General features: G+C 61.3%; 16 protein-coding genes and 2 pseudogenes. 5 read left to right on the top strand and 13 right to left on the bottom strand.

Annotated elements, in window-relative coordinates:
• From Q4F19_RS08240 to Q4F19_RS08225, 4 genes are read right to left on the bottom strand one after another with little or no spacing between them, the layout of a single operon-like run.
• Nucleotides 1-624, bottom strand: coding sequence for a hypothetical protein (locus Q4F19_RS08240; RefSeq protein WP_303541465.1), 624 nt, complete (start codon nt 622-624; stop codon nt 1-3).
• Nucleotides 621-3,821, bottom strand: a complete 3,201-nt coding sequence (gene mobF, locus Q4F19_RS08235; protein ID WP_303541463.1) for a MobF family relaxase — start codon at nt 3,819-3,821, stop codon at nt 621-623. The genes Q4F19_RS08240 and mobF overlap by 4 nt, the downstream gene beginning before the upstream one ends.
• Entirely contained in the window at nt 3,821-6,229 is a 2,409-nt protein-coding gene (locus Q4F19_RS08230) for a type IV secretion system DNA-binding domain-containing protein (protein WP_303541460.1), read from the bottom strand. The genes mobF and Q4F19_RS08230 overlap by 1 nt, the downstream gene beginning before the upstream one ends.
• Nucleotides 6,226-6,537: a ribbon-helix-helix domain-containing protein gene (locus Q4F19_RS08225; protein WP_303541458.1), complete on the bottom strand. Its 312-nt coding sequence runs from the start codon at nt 6,535-6,537 to the stop codon at nt 6,226-6,228. The genes Q4F19_RS08230 and Q4F19_RS08225 overlap by 4 nt, the downstream gene beginning before the upstream one ends.
• A gap of 689 nt (nt 6,538-7,226) precedes the next feature.
• Between Q4F19_RS08225 and Q4F19_RS08220 the strand changes: the two genes are divergently transcribed.
• The gene (locus tag Q4F19_RS08220) at nt 7,227-7,451 is read left to right on the top strand and encodes a DUF6437 family protein (RefSeq protein WP_303541456.1); all 225 of its coding nucleotides are present in this window, start codon (nt 7,227-7,229) and stop codon (nt 7,449-7,451) included.
• Nucleotides 7,452-7,673: 222 nt separating this feature from the next.
• Here Q4F19_RS08220 and Q4F19_RS08215 read toward each other — a convergent pair whose 3' ends face one another.
• From Q4F19_RS08215 to Q4F19_RS08180, 8 genes and pseudogenes are all read right to left on the bottom strand, one after another.
• The gene (locus tag Q4F19_RS08215) at nt 7,674-8,969 is read right to left on the bottom strand and encodes a hypothetical protein (RefSeq protein WP_303541455.1); all 1,296 of its coding nucleotides are present in this window, start codon (nt 8,967-8,969) and stop codon (nt 7,674-7,676) included.
• Nucleotides 8,970-9,698: 729 nt separating this feature from the next.
• Nucleotides 9,699-10,292, bottom strand: a complete 594-nt coding sequence (locus Q4F19_RS08210) for a hypothetical protein (protein ID WP_303541453.1) — start codon at nt 10,290-10,292, stop codon at nt 9,699-9,701.
• 96 nt (nt 10,293-10,388) lie between these two features.
• On the bottom strand, nt 10,389-10,772 hold the full coding sequence (locus Q4F19_RS08205) for a hypothetical protein (protein ID WP_303541451.1): 384 nt from the start codon (nt 10,770-10,772) through the stop codon (nt 10,389-10,391).
• A 628-nt stretch (nt 10,773-11,400) separates the two neighbouring features.
• Nucleotides 11,401-11,808, bottom strand: coding sequence for a hypothetical protein (locus Q4F19_RS08200; RefSeq protein WP_303541449.1), 408 nt, complete (start codon nt 11,806-11,808; stop codon nt 11,401-11,403).
• 77 nt (nt 11,809-11,885) lie between these two features.
• Nucleotides 11,886-12,368, bottom strand: a complete 483-nt coding sequence (locus Q4F19_RS08195; protein ID WP_303541447.1) for a hypothetical protein — start codon at nt 12,366-12,368, stop codon at nt 11,886-11,888.
• Nucleotides 12,369-12,461: 93 nt separating this feature from the next.
• On the bottom strand, nt 12,462-13,367 hold the full coding sequence (locus Q4F19_RS08190) for an ArdC family protein (RefSeq protein ID WP_303541445.1): 906 nt from the start codon (nt 13,365-13,367) through the stop codon (nt 12,462-12,464).
• 679 nt (nt 13,368-14,046) lie between these two features.
• Entirely contained in the window at nt 14,047-14,331 is a 285-nt protein-coding gene (locus tag Q4F19_RS08185) for a hypothetical protein (protein ID WP_303541443.1), read from the bottom strand.
• Nucleotides 14,332-14,988: 657 nt separating this feature from the next.
• A pseudogene (locus Q4F19_RS08180) lies at nt 14,989-15,270 on the bottom strand (S8 family serine peptidase); the annotation flags it as partial.
• Between the two features lie 280 nt (nt 15,271-15,550).
• Here Q4F19_RS08180 and Q4F19_RS08175 point away from each other — a divergent pair.
• From Q4F19_RS08175 to Q4F19_RS08165, 4 genes and pseudogenes are all read left to right on the top strand, one after another.
• Nucleotides 15,551-16,414: an OmpA family protein gene (locus tag Q4F19_RS08175; protein WP_303541441.1), complete on the top strand. Its 864-nt coding sequence runs from the start codon at nt 15,551-15,553 to the stop codon at nt 16,412-16,414.
• Nucleotides 16,415-16,874: 460 nt separating this feature from the next.
• Nucleotides 16,875-17,120, top strand: a complete 246-nt coding sequence (locus Q4F19_RS08170) for a hypothetical protein (protein WP_303541440.1) — start codon at nt 16,875-16,877, stop codon at nt 17,118-17,120.
• Between the two features lie 64 nt (nt 17,121-17,184).
• Nucleotides 17,185-17,358, top strand: a pseudogene (locus Q4F19_RS21550) (hypothetical protein); the annotation flags it as partial.
• 25 nt (nt 17,359-17,383) lie between these two features.
• The gene (locus tag Q4F19_RS08165) at nt 17,384-17,878 is read left to right on the top strand and encodes a HipA N-terminal domain-containing protein (RefSeq protein WP_303541439.1); all 495 of its coding nucleotides are present in this window, start codon (nt 17,384-17,386) and stop codon (nt 17,876-17,878) included.
• A gap of 38 nt (nt 17,879-17,916) precedes the next feature.
• Here Q4F19_RS08165 and Q4F19_RS08160 read toward each other — a convergent pair whose 3' ends face one another.
• On the bottom strand, nt 17,917-18,456 hold the full coding sequence (locus Q4F19_RS08160; protein WP_341850171.1) for a Ros/MucR family transcriptional regulator: 540 nt from the start codon (nt 18,454-18,456) through the stop codon (nt 17,917-17,919).
• Between the last annotated feature and the right edge of the window lie 335 nt (nt 18,457-18,791).

The raw sequence follows: 18,791 nt of genomic DNA, 5'->3' as shown, positions 1-18,791 counted from the left end.
CTATCCACCTTGGTCGTTGCTGGCAGTGATGATGTCGGCGCGGCGCGCGTGGGGCGAAACGGGAAGAGCATTCGACAGAAAGGAGCGTCCACGGGACGATGTCGGGTTCAAGGTCGCCCCGTTGAATGGCGCATTGGCGAGGACCTCGATCGCGCGCGCAACCGAAATGTAGTTCCCCGGATGAACCCGATCGCGCGACGGGAAACGGGCGAGATCAATGGCGAAGTCTCCCCGCACGCTTGCCAGCCCAGCGACTATGGCACTTGCCCGTGGCTCGTAGGGTTTCAGCCAAATCACTTGGTCGGCGTGGATCGCGGCGCGCAGCACAGCCAGGTTTCGGGACAACTTCGGACCGCCGGCATCGTTCGATCCGGCGCCGATGACGGCAATCCGGTGGCGCGCCGTCGATGCAGGCCATCTGAGGATGGCGGCGGTCGTAACCCGCTCTCGAGCTTGCGTTTCACACTGGAGGTTGAAGGCGTTGCGCAGTGCTCTGGCGGTGCCAACCACTGTGGAATCGCCTACCAACAGGCACGATGCAGCGGCGCCTGACGCTGGGCTATGGACGACCGCTATGGCTGCGAGCATCGCATGGGTGACTAATCGTGCGGCCAGCGGCATCATAGATCCAATTCGATCTGCCGAGGTCGCGCGTCGCCATCACCGACGTGTTTCTCCAGCTCCGGTTTCCGGCTGCTGTCCGCGGTGCCTGGCGTGCCCTTCCCGTTGGATCGATCGGGTGCCGGCTTGGCGCCACCCTCCGAACCCGGCGCACGCGGCGCTCGCTTCGTCTCGCCTGCGGCGTCGGCCGATGTCAGTGCCCCTGCCGCCGGTTCGCCGGCACTTAGCGAGCCAGGGCCTGCGCCATCGAAGAACGCCGCAGCCGCACGCTCCCACGCATCTGCTGGCAGCTCCGGCCTTTCTTGCCCTCCGTCGCCCAACGACCCGTCCCCTGGGCGATGCGTCGTGCGGCTCCTGCTCCGGTCGGGCACCTCGCCGATCACCTCGAGCGCCGAGGTCTTGTCGCCGGTGTTCTCCTTGATAAGCCGGATGTAGCGATCCTTGTCATCCATCACCGGAATCAGGCTTTCGCGGACGCGGGTCGCAGCAACCAGGAGCGCGCGCTGGGTGACAAGTTTCGTATTGCGGCTATCGAGCATCGCGATCGCGTGCGTATCGGTCTTCCCCTGCAACATGTGCACGTTCTGCGCATAGGCGAGGTCGATGCGACGCAGGATTGGATCTCCGAGCGGCAGCTTAATCTGTGTCCCCGCGCCGATCTCGAGCGTGACGCCGGTCTCGCTAAAATCAATGACCCTTGCCTGCTGTGCGGTCCAGATGCCTCGCGTTTTGTCGGTGCTCCCAAAACGGATCCGGTCACCTCTGTGCAGCGTCAGCTCCCGCGCCTCGTAGATATCGATCGGCGAAGGCTTGGTACCATCGGGACGGATCTTCTGCGGCAGAAGCTGCTTTGAGCGACCAAGCCGGCTCATCTGCAGCGACACGCTCCCACTGGCCTTGTCGACGCGGCCGACGGTATATTCGCCCTCCCACAGGCGACTGCTGCGAATCTGGCGATTGACGATGACCGTCTGCCCGGGCCGATAGCTTCCTGGGTAGCGGATTTCCTCCTGGCTAAGACTTTCGCGGTCCAGAATCTCGATCTTGACGCTTTCGACGCCAATCGACCCTTCGTTGAGCAGGCCTTGCTGGACCAGCGCGTTGGCTTCGGCCTTCAGGGCTCGCCCATCGGCATAAAGTCCGGTCTGCTCGCGCATCTCGGGCGACAGCGCGAGCCATGCGGAGGTCGCGGTCTCCGCGATGCTATCGGGGGCGATAACGACATAGGGGCTGAGTGCGACGAACGCTCGCTCCGGCTCGCGATCGTAAAGATGAAAGTTCACCCGCTTCATATTGTCGGTCGTGGCGCGCAGGTTCTCGGGCATGTGGGCGGTCTCGAGCCCGAGCCGCTGCATTATTTCAAAGGGTTTGCCGGCTGAAATCGCGCCGAGCTGTCGTTCGTCGCCCATGTTGGGCATCCGGAGTTGGAGCAGGTTGACCAACCGATTGAGTTTGAGCTGGCTGACGTTCGACGTCATCGAGCCCTCGTCGATGATGAACACCGTATCCCTGTAAGTGTCGCGCGCTTTATCGATCCGGGCCCGATCAGCGCCCGGATCGAGCAGGTGCTGATGGGTACCGACGAAGCTGTCGATGGTCCGCGCCTCGATGCCTGCATCCTTGGCGCCTTGCACGAGCTCGTTCATGAACGACATCACGACGAGCGACTTGCCCTCCTCTTTGAGTACGTCACGAAGCGGCAGCAAGGCGGTGGATTTACCCGCGCCGGCAACGCCCTGAATCGCGATCACGCGGTCACGCGTCGATAGGACCTGGCGGCCGGCAGCAAGCTGCCCGGCGTTCAGGTGAAATCCGTGGATGTGCATGGCCGCCGCTTGCAAGCGCTCCTCCGCGACGTCTGGCGCCATCAGCGGCCGATCGGCACCGACGCCCGACTTGGCCTCCTGCATGATCGCGCGTTCGATCGAGATCGCCTGCGCGGTGGTCATGTACCCCTCGTATTTGCCGGTACCGCGGAAAACGACCTTCTGGTTCACCAGCTCGGCCACGCGCCGCTCGATCCCCTCGATCGACACCCCCGGCAGGTCGAAGTTGAGCGCAGTCCTGTAGATGTCATGGATCGTGAAGCCGGCCTCGCGCTCCGACAGATGTCGGATCGCTGACGCAACCGACTGCGCGGTCGCCAGCTTCTCGGGCGTGGCCGGCCAATGCGACCTTGAAGGCGGCATGAGTGGGTCGGTTTTGTCCATTCCAAGCCGGTCTGCGAAGAAGGAGGCGAGCGCCCGCGCCTTCGCAGCGACGGCATTGAGGCCAGCGCCAGCGGACCCCCAGACGGGTTGGGGGAGCGAGGTGGGACTTGCCGCTCGATCGGCCAAAGCCGCGAGGTCGACGCCATGTGTCGCAGCTTTGTCCCGCCACTCCTGATACAATTTGCCGCGATCTTCGACCTCGGCCTTCTCCCCGCGGGTCTGCAGCGTATGCAGGTCTTGCTGCGCGGGCGTCAGCCGCCGATCAGCGATCGCCGCGAGGATCTGCTCGCGCCGGGTAGAGAAGGCCTGAATGAGTTCCCGCCCGATGCCGCTGATTTCGAAGGTGCCATGCTTCCCCAATGGCTCGGTGATGTAACCCAGCGCGGCGATCTTGTTGCGAAGGCTCGCATGGTAGATGGACCCGAGCAGTGTGTTGGCGGCCCAGAGCGGGCGGTTGTCGAGCGCGCGCCATTTGCCGTCATGATCGCGGGTCGCGTTCGCGATCACGGTATGGCTATGGAGCTGCGGTTCCTGCTCCCGGTTCGTATCGTGGAGGAACAGACCGACCACGAGATTGCCCGTCTTGACCGGGCGCATGACGCCGTCGGGACCCTGCACCCGCGCCTGCGCGAGGTTCTTCTCCGCCCAACCGATTGCTTCCTTCACGGCCTGCTGATGAGCTTCGACCAAGCGAGTATCGCCGCCAACGAGGGCGAGCAGCGAGACGCTTTTCGGCGCTGAAAAGGTGAAGTCAGATCCATAGGCACGCTTGCCGTTCGCACCGGTGGGAATGACAGATCCGTCGGGCATCTTGCCCTCCAGAACAGCGCGAAAGTCTTCCTGGGTCGGCGGCCCGCTCAGGCCCGCCTGAAACGAGCCCGCACCGATCCATTCGCTCGCCTCGGTGGCGGCTTCGTTGGTGTAATAATTGTCCGCCGCGAAATACTTCGCAGACCCTCCGGCCGAGCGCACGGACGCCATGGACAGCATCAGTCGCCAATCCCCATCGAGTCTGCCAGCCCGTCCGGAATCGCGGCAGGCGGATGGTGATCGTGATGATGATGCTCGACTTCCGCCTTGGTGACGAACGCCAGCCGCAACTCCTGCTGGGATAAATCGGCGTCACTCGGTCCTTGCCGTTTGCTGGCCGACGCGCGCGTCGGGGACACGCGCTCTATCGCATTGCCGTTACGTCGCTGGGGCAGTTCTGCAGAGCCGGATCCAGTGTCATTCCGCCGTCCAACGGCGGACCCATCGAGCGCATCGTCGGAGCCGTCGGCGCCCAACCGAGAGTCGATTGTCTCAGCCTGCGCGACGGGCGGCATCGACGTCGTGGGCAGCCGCGCGTTCAACCATGCAGTCGCGTTCTCCACGCTCGTATCAGCTTGATCGCCGGCGCTCTCGCGCTTGGGTTCGAGCACCTGCTCAGGTGGCGTCGATCCACTGCCCGTCGGCGGATCGTCCTGGATGCCCTGACCACCGTCCGGGTTGCTACCTGAAAGGGCCCCCTCCCCGTTCTTTCCAGCACTAGCACTGCCAGCGTCCGCCGACGGCGCGGCCGTCGGCTGCGGCGTCAGTTCGGGCGGGAGCGCGATCGCGCGCAGAACGAAACCTTCCGCAATGTGGGGGTAGTCTATGTATTGGAGGCGCACCGCTGCGGCAGGGAAGCCAGACGGGAATTTGAGATATCCATGCAAGTTTTCGAGGTTCATGATGTCGTCGGGGAGGACGAGCGGTTCGAGGTTGCGGCGGGGAGTTAAAGTGACTGCGTCGCGAAGGTTGTCGTACCCGTAGCTGTAGCCTTCCTCCATCTCACGGAACTGCCGGTGGCCGATGCTGTCCGATTCGAACACGGCGGTTGGCCGGTCGTCGGTCGCAAGCAGCAGCTTCGTCCGCGCGAGCGATGCTAGTGTCTGCGCGACATTCTGGCCGTAGGTCTCGGCGAGCTTACCGAAAGCGTGCACCCCCAGGACGATGGCCCCACCGTAATTCCGTGCGGTCTGCAGGCCCTTTTCTAGCGCCGTCAGCCGATGCAACGCCCCGAGCTCGTCGACCAGAAACCACATGCGAACGTCGCGGGTCTTCGGCATCGTCATGAGGGTATTGAGCGCCGTGTCCAACCAGGTCGTCAGCATCGTCCGCGCAACGGCCATGTCGACGTAGCGCGAGGACAGAAAGAGGACCCCGCCCGAGCCGTCGTCGTCCATCATCCAGGTTTTGATCGAGAAGGAAGGACCCTCGTCCGGCAGGAGCCGGATCGGCTTGGCATTTGTGTTCAGAACGGCACGCACGGACTCGGCCATGCGTGCCGCCTCGGGAGCAGTGATCGGGTCAGCAAGCGTCCGTTCTACGAGCTTGTGGACGTGCTTCAGATCGGCCGTCATCAACTCCCGGTAGAGCGCACCATTGGATGTCCGGCCCTCCGCCTTGAGCTTCAGGCATGTTTCGACGCCAAGCATGCGTGCGGCCTGAACCCAGAACGGATCGCTGCCTCCTCCATCATGCGGAACAAGGGCTTCCCACGCCGTCGTGAACTCGGCTTCAGTGTCGCATTCGTTGAAGATCGACCATTGCGGGCAGCGGGCGTCCAAGGGGTTCAGGATCACGTCCCGCTCCTCGTCGTAAAAGCGTTCGATGAAGGCACCGGTGAGGTCGAATATGACCGCCCGGTGGTTCCGCTCGCGGACCTGGGTGACGAGGGAGGACAGCTCGACCGTCTTGCCCGTCCCGGTCGTCCCGATCAGCATCGCGTGGCTCTGCTCAAGGCGATAGGGGAACGGTATTCCAGCGATCTGATATGGACGATAGATACCCGCGGCATCGAGCTCTGCCGTCGTTGCCAGGCGCGATTGAAGCGGCCAGGTCGACCCGAAGGCTGCCTTCATATCCTTCGACCGTTGGGGCCGGTTCCGGATGTCGATAAGCCGGCGGAGATCGAGGTAGGAAGCGAGCTGTGCGCCACCAATATGGTCCCGCTGCTTGGCTTTGCAGCCGAACCGGACCGCGTACCAATAATAGAAAACGAACAGCGGCACGAGCGCGACCACAACGGTCCAGAACGCGCGCCAAAGAACTGCGACTACCTCCGCCCACGCATGAACCATCGGGGGGTAATCCAGCACCGTTCCCCATGTTAGGCGAATAGTGCCGCCGCCGGTCTGGATGTTGACGGCCTTGTCCGGATCGAACTGGAACCAGCGATAAATGCTGGCCTCGACGTGCATCAATCCGAGGTACTGGCTGTGTTCGCTGAGCATGGTCGAACAGTGCCACCAGGCGGACAGCGTGAAGGCGATGATCGCGATCCAGGCGGGCAGCTTGAAGCCCGCTGCAAACATCATCCCGAAATTCTCGAGGAGCTGACTTCCACGGGTGAAATTCTTGAGATTCCGCTTCATGGCCTGCCCTCCAAGATCGGCGTGGACTCGATGTGGGTCGCCACGGCTTTCTGGATGCGGAGCACCTCGTCGCGGATGCCAACCTGAGGGTGGTGACGGAGCAGCGCGTCGATCGCGATGTGGATAAAGCGGAGCGACTTCTCGAGGTTCTGGACCGTGACCGGATCGCCGCTCAGGGCGCGTTCGATCAGATGCCGGACGAGCGCGCTTCGGGTGGTCTTCTGCGTGTCAGCGAGGGCGATAAGCCGCCCGCTCAGGGCGGGCGAAAGCCGCACCGTGAGGACAACGTTGTTGGATCGATCGTCCATAGCAAGCCTTAGCGTTATGCTGTGGCTGCCTGGTCCGGTCTTCGAAAAGCGCCTCTTTCTTACCACAGGAGGTCGGGATCCTCAATGCTGCAGAGCGCCCCGGTAGGCGGGTCGTGTATGACACGGTGGCTACGGCGTGTACGACGTATGACGAAATGTAGGACGATTTGCCGAAACGAGCAGCTTCGAAAGGCGGCTGTGTTCTCAGGAGTTTACGTTACTTCCAAGCCGCTGCCACGCTGCATAGGGTGTGCCCCTTCTGGGCTCTTCAAGTTCGCCCAGGAGTCGGGGGTACCCAGTCTCCAGGGGAGACCTGTCGAGCTCGCTCTCCCGCAGGGGAGCGTTTGGCCGGAGTGCTCTCCGGCCCCGCGAGCGGCAGCCAACGGTCCTGGCCGGACGGGCGTTCCAGCGGCTCACATGCCGCATAATTATCATGGGGAAGAGGAGTCGTGCCGCCTGCGAAGCGGCGCGGTGCATCGATGTTTGGTCCCAAAGTCAGCTGAAATTGTCAGCGATGATCGTGAAGCGCGTGACGGAGAAACAGAGGTTCTGCAGAGCGCAATCAAAGGTCCATGCGCCACGCGACGAAGGTCCCGCCGGCAGCAGTATCTTGCGGGCGTTGGTCTTACATTTCCCGTTGTCTGGGGACGCACTTGACGGCATCATTGGGCCCCAAATGGAGGCGGACGATGGCAGATTCTGCTGTTAAAAAGTTGGCACGTTTGCGGGGCGAGCGTGAGGTTCTCGATGCGCGCGAGGCCGAGCTTCGGCGGGAGGCCGCAGGCGAGATTGGCGCCGCGTTATTACAGGTCGGAGCGGACGCGATCGAGCCGGCGAAGCTGGCGAAAATCGTCCGCCAAGTTGTGAAGCTTGGCGAAGATGAGGCGCTCAAACGGCTCGAGAGAGTTGCCTAAGCCATGCCGCACAGCGGCCCCTCGCCGGCGCTTGAAGCCGTCGAGTCCGAGGTCGCAGCGCTGCTGTCGGACCCGTCCGTGCGGGATCCGGCTCAGCGCTTTTTGAGGACATTCCAAGTCGCGATCCGGTTGACGTCGCAGGCGAAGCGCCGTGCTTGCAGGCATTTTTGAAACGCCGCGCAGCGTCAGGTCTCGTCAAAGTCTCGGGCGAATTTTGAACTTCTAGACACCCGTGAGAGCGAGCATCAGCCGATCCGTCAGAGCGGCTTCATCGGCCAGCTCGGCAACCTCGATTTCGACGACAGGCGCCCGCAGCCGCAACCGGGGAAGCGTCACTTCTTTCGACCGGCAGTACGTCTCGGCATCGTATCCAAGTAGCTCGAGATTGAGCAGCCGTCTGCGCTGGGTCCGGCGGTCCAGTACATCCACAATGAAGTCGGGTCGACATGGCCCCAACTCAGTGTCGAGGTCGAAGACGGGCTTCTTGATGCGGGTCGAGATGCCTTTGTCGTTCAGCAGCCATTGCAACCGCATGAGCAGTTCCTGGAGCGCCCGCTCTGCGTTGGAATGGATCGGGGAAAAATGCCGACCATCCTGGACAGGCTGCGCGTAGGCGCGCACAGGCGCATAGCCTCTGGCTTGAGCATGCTCTCCGATCGCGACGAGCACGAGATAAGGGCCGCGTTCGACTTTCTTTGCCGCCGGCTTGACGATGTCTGAGGCAATAATGATCGGGTCGGCCTCGGGAAGGATGATCTCTCGGCGGGTTACCGAGGGCGCAAAAGCGGCGAGGAACGCTTGGGGTTCATGATTGACTGGCCATGCCTTCGCAGCCTTGCGCAACCGGGCATAAATCTTCTGGGTCCGGAAATCGTCGGGGTGGGTGTAGAAATGCGCTGCGAGCGGGATCTCTGGCGCGATCCAGAGATCGCGCGCCGCGTCCCTCAGGCGCTCATATTCATACCGGATTGATGGACGACGGCGGTGCCCGATCGCGCCGATGACGTTTGTCTCAGCGGCATCGATCAATTGCCAAAGAAGTCGTGCGAGACGTGGCGTCGAGGGACCGCGGACGCGATTGTCGGCGGCATCGCTGATCGGTTGTTGCGCCAGGTGTTCGCCGAGGGGTTTGAGCGCTGCGAAGTAGCCGTCGACGGGTGCAAGTGGCTTGGCATCGAGCTTGCGCTGCTGGCGCTCAAACTCCGCCTGGTCGCGGTAGAATGGGCAGTCGGTCAGATGCTCGGGCCGCCCCTCTCCCGTCAATCGGCGAAGATAAAAGGTCTCGGCGTCGGACAAATAGGCGGGCGACAGAAGTGGCGGTGGACGGTACGATCCGAGGCAGTCGCAGGCCAGCCAGCGCTCGAACATCTTGGCCCGATGGACGAGCATCACGCCGATCTTTTCGTCTGTTTCGCTCCCCTTTCCGACGTACCATCGGATGAGGGCGGCCAGCATATCGCCAGGCACCGCCTCGCGGTGCGGCTCCGTTCCATCGTGAAGTTTGTCCACGAGCCACATCGTTCAAAAATATCAGTCGAGCGCGCGGCTCGCCACGAGAAATTGCGCGGACAAACGCGGCGATCGGCGCCGGCTCCCAAGCCCGATCGCAACCGACCAACCGCAAATAACGGGGTGGCCGTTGCCAGTTTCTCAACGGACCGGTCCTGACGACCCGCACGAGAAAATTTGAACGCCAGATCGAACACCGGCGGCACCCGACGATGTGACTTCAAACACCCATTCCGCAGGAGAATGACAGTGTCGGTAACACCGAAATGGCATCACCGTGTGCGGGTGGACAGCCCCGCAGGTGTCGCACTTGCGATCTTGGCGGGCGGCAGGAAGATTGTACTGCCCTCTGGCATGCGTTGGACGCGGCGGAACGGCTCGCTTTCACCGAGATTTGCGAGGAATTCTCCAAGGCTGAGGTGACGGCGCCCAAGCTCTGGCTGGTCGCTGGACAGGTCGTGATGCTCAATAGCGAGGGGAGCGCCCTTATGATCGAGGCTGGCAGCGCCTCGTGCCATCGCCATTCTCGACACTCGCGACCCGTCTAGAAATCGATACAGCCGGAGTTTTTGTGGAATAGCGCGTGATCCGCCTTCGGGCACAGTCTAGGCGCTACATGACGCTTCGAGAACAAACGACCGAGAAAGCGATAATCCTTCGCAGTGTAATCGCCTAGGCATCCCTGCGTTATCTTAGCCGCATTCGCGTGGGTCGTTAAATTGAGAGGCTTCCCATCACCTAGCGGATAACGCAGACTGTGTCGGGATATCGGATTTTATTGCGTTTGCCGTGATCAGCATCCGATCCGATCCGTCCACTGTCGAGCGCCTGACTTAGGTCACCCGCGAACGCACTAACTTCATCCAGCATTTTATCACGCTTCGTCTTAAGACAGGGATAGTCAGCCTTGCCGGTTTTATACGCCCGTTCCAGAGCGTCCCCAAGGGCACGAAAATGATAGTGGATCTTCCGTTCGGTCTCCCACGATCTAGTCCCATAATAAGTGCTCACCATCTCGCGAAGATAGGTTCGCTCCGAGTTCCAAACTTGAAGTCCGTCGCGATAACGGTCCATGGCTACCTCCAACTTGGCTGATTTAGTTCCATTGGCGTCATCTTCTGACTGCAAGGCATTCAGTAACGAGCTGGTTGCCATCATTCTTTTCCCGATTGCGGCCGTTGTATCCTTGAACACAGATGACGCGAAGGCGGACGTGGCCGCTTCTCGGGAATAGCGTTGGCTAATATAGCTTCCTATCAGTCCCGTAAGCACGAAACCAGATAAAAGAAGTACAAATTCATTGTACTTCCCGAACAGCTTTTCCTCCGCCATACGCCGTCCTCCCGTATATCCGTTCAGAAGGCCGCTATATAACAATGTTGCGGCATGCCCTAAATCGCATTTATCGCATTCCATCCCGGCGGCGTGTCAGTCCTCGGCTGCGCGCAGGACGATGCCGTTGTCGCCGGCGATGCGGTAAATGTCGGTAAGATCGACGCGGCCGATCTCTCCTTGGTGGTTGATGAGCACAGCACTGCCGAAGACATGGTCATGATCGTTGAAGCCGACGAAGAAGGCTGCGATCGCGTCCCGTTGATCGATCAGCTTTGCAAGCCTGTGACCGAGGCTGACCAAGTCGGAGCGCCCGTGATCGGCGTCAACGTCGTTTGACGTGAGCGCGTGCCACCACTCACCAATATCGTCCTGGCGCGACCGAATGCCGATCGCAGGGTGATCCTCGATCGCGTCGCGAATGATCTCGATGTCACAACGAAAGTAATTCGTCCGGGCGGTATGAGCGGGATCTGCCATGTCCGTTCACTCCTTGGATGGGTCACAGCCACATCACACGGATGGTACATCGGTCTTCCGACTAATCATGGTCATTACTATACCGCAATGTCCACCAATAATCCAGATCTAAACTAGGTTTCGCCTCTCTTTTTCATAGAGGATCATGGCTATTTTTAGGTATAGCAAAGCATTCCTGTCGGACCTCGGGCAGGAAATCACCTTATCGATCTGTCAGATATCTTTGTGTTGATATAGTCGACATTTATCGGACAATACCAGAGCAAGTTTATATTATAAATACTGCGTGCCGCGGTCCGGTATTGATACGATTAGCGATTTCTCGTTCAACCTCCCAATCAGCGTTTGATAAGGAGCGTCCGTTGCGGACGCGCATCGAGCACTGGTGACGGCGAAGTTGGCAATCTCCTGCTCTAGCGAGCTTCGCTGGGTATCCCGTCTGTTCAGCCGACGTCCAACAACATCCAGGCCCTCAAACGAGAGCAGTTCATCCCGCTATGGGCGCGATTCCCGCGACGAAGTTGGGTGCAGAGCCAAGCGAGACGAGACAGCGAATGGTTGAAGGTTTGCGCTAGGGTCTGCCCTTAGGCGAACTTGAGGACCCGCCCCGCTGCTGGACGGACAGAAATCAATGAGCAGTCAGATAGGCATCGAAAGCATGGTCGTCGCCCAGCGCGTAGTGGCGTATTTCGTCGGTTTCTTCCATCCGCCCCGCTTCTACCTCTCGGTCGGTAATGCGAAGCAACCCGCGCGCGATTGATCTGGCCATCGGCCAAACTCTCTGCGCGTAGGAATTGCCAAATCTGTGCCTGCCGGTGTGCCCGGAACACGTCCAGGTCGCGCCTTCGCCAGCGCGATGAGATTCGACGAGATCGGCGACCAAGTTGAACAGACGCATTAGTTCGACGCGGCTTTCCTCGTCCTCGATCGCCTCGTGCGATACGAGAACCTCCTCACGCAGCGCCGGCAACGGCATCGCGCCCGTTTCGGAATGCGCGAAGAGGCAAGTTCGAAATTCGATTACCGAAGGACGCATGGCTTCCCCCTGTCCTCAAGCCGCTTGTCTAAAAGGTGCCGACCTCGATCATGACGATCTTCAGCGTATCAACCTGATTATGCATCGGCCGGCTTGACCAATGTGAGGACCTCCTCGGTGCTTCCGTCCAGCCAAATCAAGAGGTCGCGCGGTCGAAGCAGCACGGGCATCGGCTGAGTGCACCACGTCGGCCAGGTCGTCGTGGCGCACGAGAAAGCCTCGGCGAGCTCGGGCGTCAAAGCCCCAGGAAAAAGCCAGTCGGCTGTCAGGAACGCCCAGCCACGGTACAAACGCGGACAATGGGCGCCCATAAAAAAACGCTCCGCCGGGGACCTGGCGGAGCGCGATTTGTCTCTGAGTGGGGAAAGCCCAGAGAAAGCTTCAACCTTAAAGACGCCGCGGCGTTCCACCGAACGGTCGAGCTGCCAGTAGACCAAGGTCGAATGTTTCCTGGAGCCTTCGCAAAATGGGTCGACGCTGATCGAGAAGCGCCACGAGATCGCCTTGGAACCGCGCCCGTCGCGCATGGCCGCTGGACGGAACGACTTCACTTTGTCCAAACGCGGCGACAATTTGAACCCAAGCTCGCGGACCTCGATCCTTCGGTCTGCCTTTCGTCTAACATCCTAACCAGAAGCGACGCGGACCGTGGATCAACGCGCCGCAAGATCCGCTTCCTCCCGATCGCTCCCGCAGTTGAGGATATAGTCCACCGCCCGGCTGGCGTGGCTCGCCGCACGGAAGATCGCTCGGTCATCCTCCCGAAGTATCTCCAGCCAGGCTCCAATATAGTCCGCGTGACGAACGGTCGGAACGATGCCGAGCTCGGCACACAGGAAGGAACTCGCCAGCTCGGCGCACAACTCCTCCCGGGCATATTCCGCTTTGTCGAGAAACGGATCCGCGAGCCGATTGAGCCGGCTTGAGTGACCGGTCCAGTGTCCAAGCTCATGGAGGAGGGTCCGATACCAGTTGATCGGCACGCCATAAGCGAATTGCGGAGGCAGTTGGATATGGTCGGTTAGCGGCGCGTAAAAGGCCTGCTTTCCTCCAATTCGGATTTTGGCTCCGGTTGCTTCTGCGACACGATGCGCGATAGGCACGAGCTCCTGCCCCTGCGGCGCAACGTCATCGACGACAAGATGTGCAGGGAGCCCGTCGCACTGGGCGACATTGAAGACGGTGAAGCGCTTGAGGAATGCGATTGTTCGAGCCTCACGCCCCTCGATCAATGCTTTGTCGCTCTCCGCTTTCGGGATGAACCGGTCAGCGTAGCAAACGGTGCTGCCCTGCTCGCCTCTACGGACATTCCCCCCTAGTGACCGCGCCTGATGGAAGGTCAGCCAGCGTTGAGCCGCAAAGCCCTGCTCGACGACCCGCGCCCAGAGGATAAGGATATTGATCCCCGAATAGCACCGCCCGGTGTGCGCGTTGCGCGGCAGTCCGACGGTCGCTTTCGCATCGTCCCACGGCTGCACCCAGGGCTGCCTGCCTTGCTCGAGCTCGGCGATTATGCGCTGCGTCACCTCGCCTTGGAGCGACGATCGATCCTGGCCCATCTCATTCTCCTGCCAACACGCACCGGCCGCCGGAGGGGCGGGGTGGGCGGCAGGAGGCGGACGGCAGGCCCGTGCCGATAGGCGGGCCGCACCGTCAGGCCGCAACGGATGTGGAGGAGCCGGCGAGAGCCGGCTTGCGGCCCGCCGGCACGGGCCTAGAGGCAGCCGACGCCCACCCCGCACTTCCCGAGCGGCCGCGACCAACGCCATCGCGCGCAGATGCGATGTCCGCTCGCGCCTCGCCGAGGCGCTCCTGCGTCAGGGATCGTCACGCCTGTGGCGCCGGAACGTCGCCTCGCGATGGTCCGGTGGAGCGCAGCGGAATAGAGCCCGTCCATCTCCGATGGGGACGCCGTATTAGCAGCCGGGATGCATCGAACCGCTTATCATCTGTTTGTCGGGGCTGATTGAGCGATTATGATTTAAACTAGCAGGCGCCCGGTACGAATGGACCACGGTGCGCTGGGATTCGCAGCCTCGCGATATCTCACAAGTGCCGCAATGTGAGGCCTTTATACGTCACCTTAGTGAATCAATGCTCGAATTGCGTCGTGAAAGGTGAACGGCACAATCAAAACAGCTCAGCCCAGAGCTTACATCTTTATGAGATTGACTAGTCCAGCGCCATGCACGTAGCGGTCTCGCGCTAAGCCGACGCAGCCGCCTAGCAGCGTGCGTTTTACTCGATCGGGTTCGCGGATAAATTCGTGCCGCTGCGACAAAATGCGGCGATCACTCCCGAGACGCGTGGCGATGCCATGCTCGTACCGCTCATTTCGACACAAAGCGGATCGATCAGATCGGCTTCGAGATCGCCGTGGTCAGCAACCCCTATCTCGCCAAGGCTGAGCGAAGCCTCGAGCTCACCGTAGCTTAGCTTGAACGCCTTCACGAACCTGGCGAGCGCTCCCAGACCCCGCTTGGCCAGCGTCATCGCCGCCTGTCCGCGATCGAGCTTCAGCATGGCGGTACGGAGTGCCGGAACCAGCATGGCGGGAAGCGACTGACCCTCTGGTGCCTCGATCGGACGCTCAAGATGCCCTCGCCGTCCGCTGCCCGACGCATCGCGTTGAGGAGCACCGTCCTTCCAACCCCTCGCAGGTCGAGCAGAATCGTGCTCTGTGCATGACGGCCGCTACGGATGCGGTCGAGCGCGACCGCAACGCTTTCGAGGAAGTCCTCTCGGCCAGCAAGTTCGGGCGATCTGCTACCCGCCAGGCGAAAAGGGATTGCGCCGTGGGTCCATTCTAAACCGTTTATATAGTTCTAGGCAATTCGTATAGAACTACGTAAGTCGTCTATATCTCGCACGCTCCCACGCATCTGCTGGCAGTTCCGGCCTCTCTTGCCCTCAGTCGCCCAACGACCCGTCCCCTGGGCGATGCGTCGTGCGGCTACTGCTCCGATCAGGCACCTCGCCGATCACCTCAAGCGCCGAGGTCTTGTCGCCGGAGTTCTCCTTGATAAGCCGGATCTAGCGATCCTTGTCATCCATCACCGGAATCGGGCTTTCGCGGACGCGGGTCGCAGCAACCAGGAGCGCGCGCTGGGTGACGAGTTTCGTATTGCGGCTATCGAGCATCGCGATCGCGTGCGTATCGGTCTGCCATGCTCGTGCCGCTCATTTCGACATAAAGCGGATCGATCGCGGCACGGGATCCCGTGTCGGCCGCCAGTTGTGGCGGGCGGAGACGATGCGCTCGCCGGGCGCCGCGAAATCGGGTTTTTGCCGCCCATCGGCAGTCGGCTCGCGCGATGAAAGGTAAGAGATGCCGTAGGTGTGCGGGTTGGTCGTGTGGACCGATCCGACCGCGATCGCTGCTTCCAGATTGGCTGAGGCGCCGATCGACAGGTCGAGATTGGCTTGAATTGCGCCCGCCCTCACCGCGGAGCACGGCATAGCCCCGTTGCCGGCGAGCTCGCGCTATCTAGAAACGCGGTTTGAGCTTACTCCTGAGTAACATCGCGCAAAATGGGTAGCCCCGTCGGCGCGGAGGCCCGTAATTGACGCCAATATGCTCACCGTTGATGCAACAGCAACGTTCAGCCGACAGCACGCGATCGGTTCGCCGCATAGTGCATTCCGACCAGCCGTCCTCGGTACGCCGCCGATCGTTGTTCATCGCGCCGACAGGTTTATCAGATCAGACCTTTAGCAGTTAAACAGCAAAGGGAGTGGTTCGATGATTACTACCTTTCCAGTCTCAGGCCGCATGATGCTCATTCTGTCGGCCGTGTCCTTGTCTGGTGGCGTGTTTGCGCAGACTCCTACTCAGCTTGACCCCAACATTATCGTGAATGGCGATACCCGGGGGCCAGAGATTAAAGGCGTCATCTCGGCGCGGAATGGTGACAGGATAAAAGTCACTGCCGCTGACGGCAGCAACACGGTCGTCGCGATCAACGACGCTACCCGTATCAAGGCGGCAAGCAGCCTATTTAGCAGTCGGCGGGGAAAACCCACGGCCGATATGCTGCTCAATGGTCTCCCGGTCACGGTCAAAACCCTGCAGCGCATGGACCAGCAGTCGGGCAGTAACCTCTTCGCGAGCCAGATCAGCTATCGAACAACCGACCTCAAGACTGCGACCATGATTCACAACGGAACGTCTCAGCGCTTCGAGGAGCAAACAGCCGCAACGGAGGCCCTGCGAGGCCGGATCGGTGATATTGATAAATATAATGTGAGGAGCACAACGAACGTGCACTTCGACACGGGCAAAGCTGAGCTATCGGCAGAAGACAAGGCCGGTCTCTGCGCTGCAGCGACTTCGGCGCAGGCAACCGAGAACGCTCTGATGCTTGTTGTTGGTTATACTGACTCGACCGGAGGCGACGACGTAAACCAGCAGCTTAGCGAGAAGCGCGCCGCTCGCGTGATCAATTATCTCCAGCAGAATTGCGGATGGAAGCCATACCGTATGCTGACCCCAACAGGCATGGCCAAAGCCGATCCGCTAGCCAGCAACGATACACCTGAAGGTAAGGCACAGAATCGACGCGTCGCAGTGAATATCTTGGTTAGCAAGAGTGTCGATGGCCTTTGAGGCACGGGAACGCGAGCTGCGAAGCGACGAAGATCGGCCGCGGGGCCTGGGTGGCGGCACGTGAGGCTTCGGGCCGATCCAGGCAACTCCGCCTGGATCGGCGGAGCCAATCGCATTGCTGATCTCCAGCGCTGAGATCATCCGCCGATCCTATGATGCTCCGCCACGGGCCAGCGGGCGCTCTGCGGGCAACGCATGCGGAGAAATAACGCGCGGGGTTTCTGCATAGGGCGTATCGCTCGCCGCGGCGGTCGCCGAGTCAATCCGTTCAACAGCGCAACCACCTCCCGCTTCCCGCAAGCTGGCGTTTCCCTCCCTTACCTCGCGCGCCGAACGTCGCAGTCTTCGACGACTTTGGATTGCGGCGCTGGCGCTGTATCGACCCGTGATTGGCCCCGCCGTCGCGAACAACTCCGCTCGTGGCGCTGTGCATGCCGCCGGACGCGCCTTCCATTGCAAAATGTCATCGCTGATTCCGCGTGCCTCCGGCCCAGGTCGACCGTCGCCGGCCTCCGCACGACTGTTCGCACTCGACGCCAAGACCGGAGCCCGCAGCGCAGGGTTCGGCGACAAGGGCGAGGTCGGCCTGATGACCGGCATGCCCAATCCGAAACCCCGCTTTTACATGGTGACGTCGCCGCCTGTCATTGTCGCCGACCTCGCCATTTTCGGAGCCGCCATCAAACGACAACGTTTCGTTCCATAGCCCGTCAGGCGTGGTCCGCGCCTACGACGTCCACTCCGGCGCGCTGGTCTAGAATTGGGATCCCGGCTCGAAAGCGCCGAACGCCATGCTCAAGCTAGGCGAGACCTACAGCGAAGGCGCCCCTAACATGTGGTCGATCGGCAGCGCCGACGAGAAACTCGGCCTCATTTATCTGCCGTTGGGCAACAAGTCGCCCGACACGTGGGGCGCTCGCCGGTCCCCGGGGCCTCGTCCATGAAGAGCCCGGTGTAGGCCTCTCCAGCTTGTCACGCTCGCTGACGTGGAAGCGCTGCTCCTCCTTCGTGCGCGATGCGTATCTGGTGATGAACTTGCGGACACCGCTCGGCGGGTCTTTCCATGCGGATAACGGTCCGCAGGGTGATGCCCGGCAGCTTCCCGCCCGCCACTATGCTAGCGCCCGCATCGAGCTGCAGCTCGGCCGACATCAGCATCAGCTGGCGCTGGCAAACACGATCCAGCGCTCGGCAAGCGTCCGGTCGCGCGGCGTGTCTACGAGGGCGTCGCCATCCTTTACAGGTTGGCGGGTGATGCAGGCGGCGGCAAGGCCGTTATCGCCCGATGTCGAGACACGATCACTATTGGCGTTCCGGTCTTATCCCTTTTTCGAGCATCTCGCGCCCGAAGGATGGCTCCGCGGCCGTCAGGCGCGGGCCGGCGGCACTGCGGAGCAGGACGATTTCGGACTGCTGCTGCACTATGGCGCTGACTGCCGACGTCCAGTCGTTCGTCGGTTTTAGCGGGTTGAGCCGACATTAGATGCCGGCTCAACCAATACTCAGCCTTCGAGATGACCCTTTGCCGCATCGAGCGCGTCGGTAAGACCCTTGGGCTTGCGACCGCGCTTGGCGGGCGTCGGGGCTTCGACGGCCTTCGGCTTCCGCCCGAGCCCGATTTTGTGAGCGAGCGCGCGGCGCTGCTCGGCGTAATCTGAAGCAACCATCGGATAGTCGCGAGCGAGATCGAACGCCTCGCGGTAGCTCTCTGGCGTATAGCCGTGCTGAGAGATATGGCGACGGAGCATCTTGTAGGGCTTGCCGTCGATCATGCTGATCAGGTGGCCGGGCTTGACCGAGGCACGTGCTGAGACGGCGCCCTTGGGCTTCTCAGGAGTGGCGGGAGCGGCGGGCGTTCCGAGACCCGACAAGGACGCGTGAACGGTCGCGATCAGATTGGCGATCTCGCCGGCGTGCACCGAATTATTGGCTACGTGTGCCGAAACGATATCCGCGGTCAGGGTGATTAGATCATTAGTGTTGTCAGCGTCGGCCATTCTTTGCTCCATGGTAGAGAGCGGCCCATAGGGGAACTTCGGCACTGAACACACCCTGTAAGCGCATCGGGCGGAATTTGACGTGTTATGCGCTGAGGCCACCAACACCTCCCGTCCACACCGACGTCAAATTGAGCGCGGACGGCCGAATGTGGGTGTAATACCGGAATGGCGGCTTTCGAGCGCGCGCCCGTAAGAACTGCAGTTCGTTCATAGCTTGCGCGATCGCGGCTGTTCGAAGTTGAACCAGTCCCGGTCCATACGACCATGATCCGTCGTTGGCGCGAAGCTGACACCTTATCGCTCGGTCACGGCGGCGGACCGCACCCCCGGCAGGATCATTCAGCGAAAATTAACGACCAGACCCTCAGTTATCCCGT

This window comes from Sphingomonas natans, assembly GCF_030546695.1.
GTDB lineage: Bacteria > Pseudomonadota > Alphaproteobacteria > Sphingomonadales > Sphingomonadaceae > Sphingomonas_I > Sphingomonas_I natans.
The sequence above is the reverse complement of the archived record's forward strand: the minus strand, read 5'-3'. Positions and strand labels throughout refer to the sequence as shown.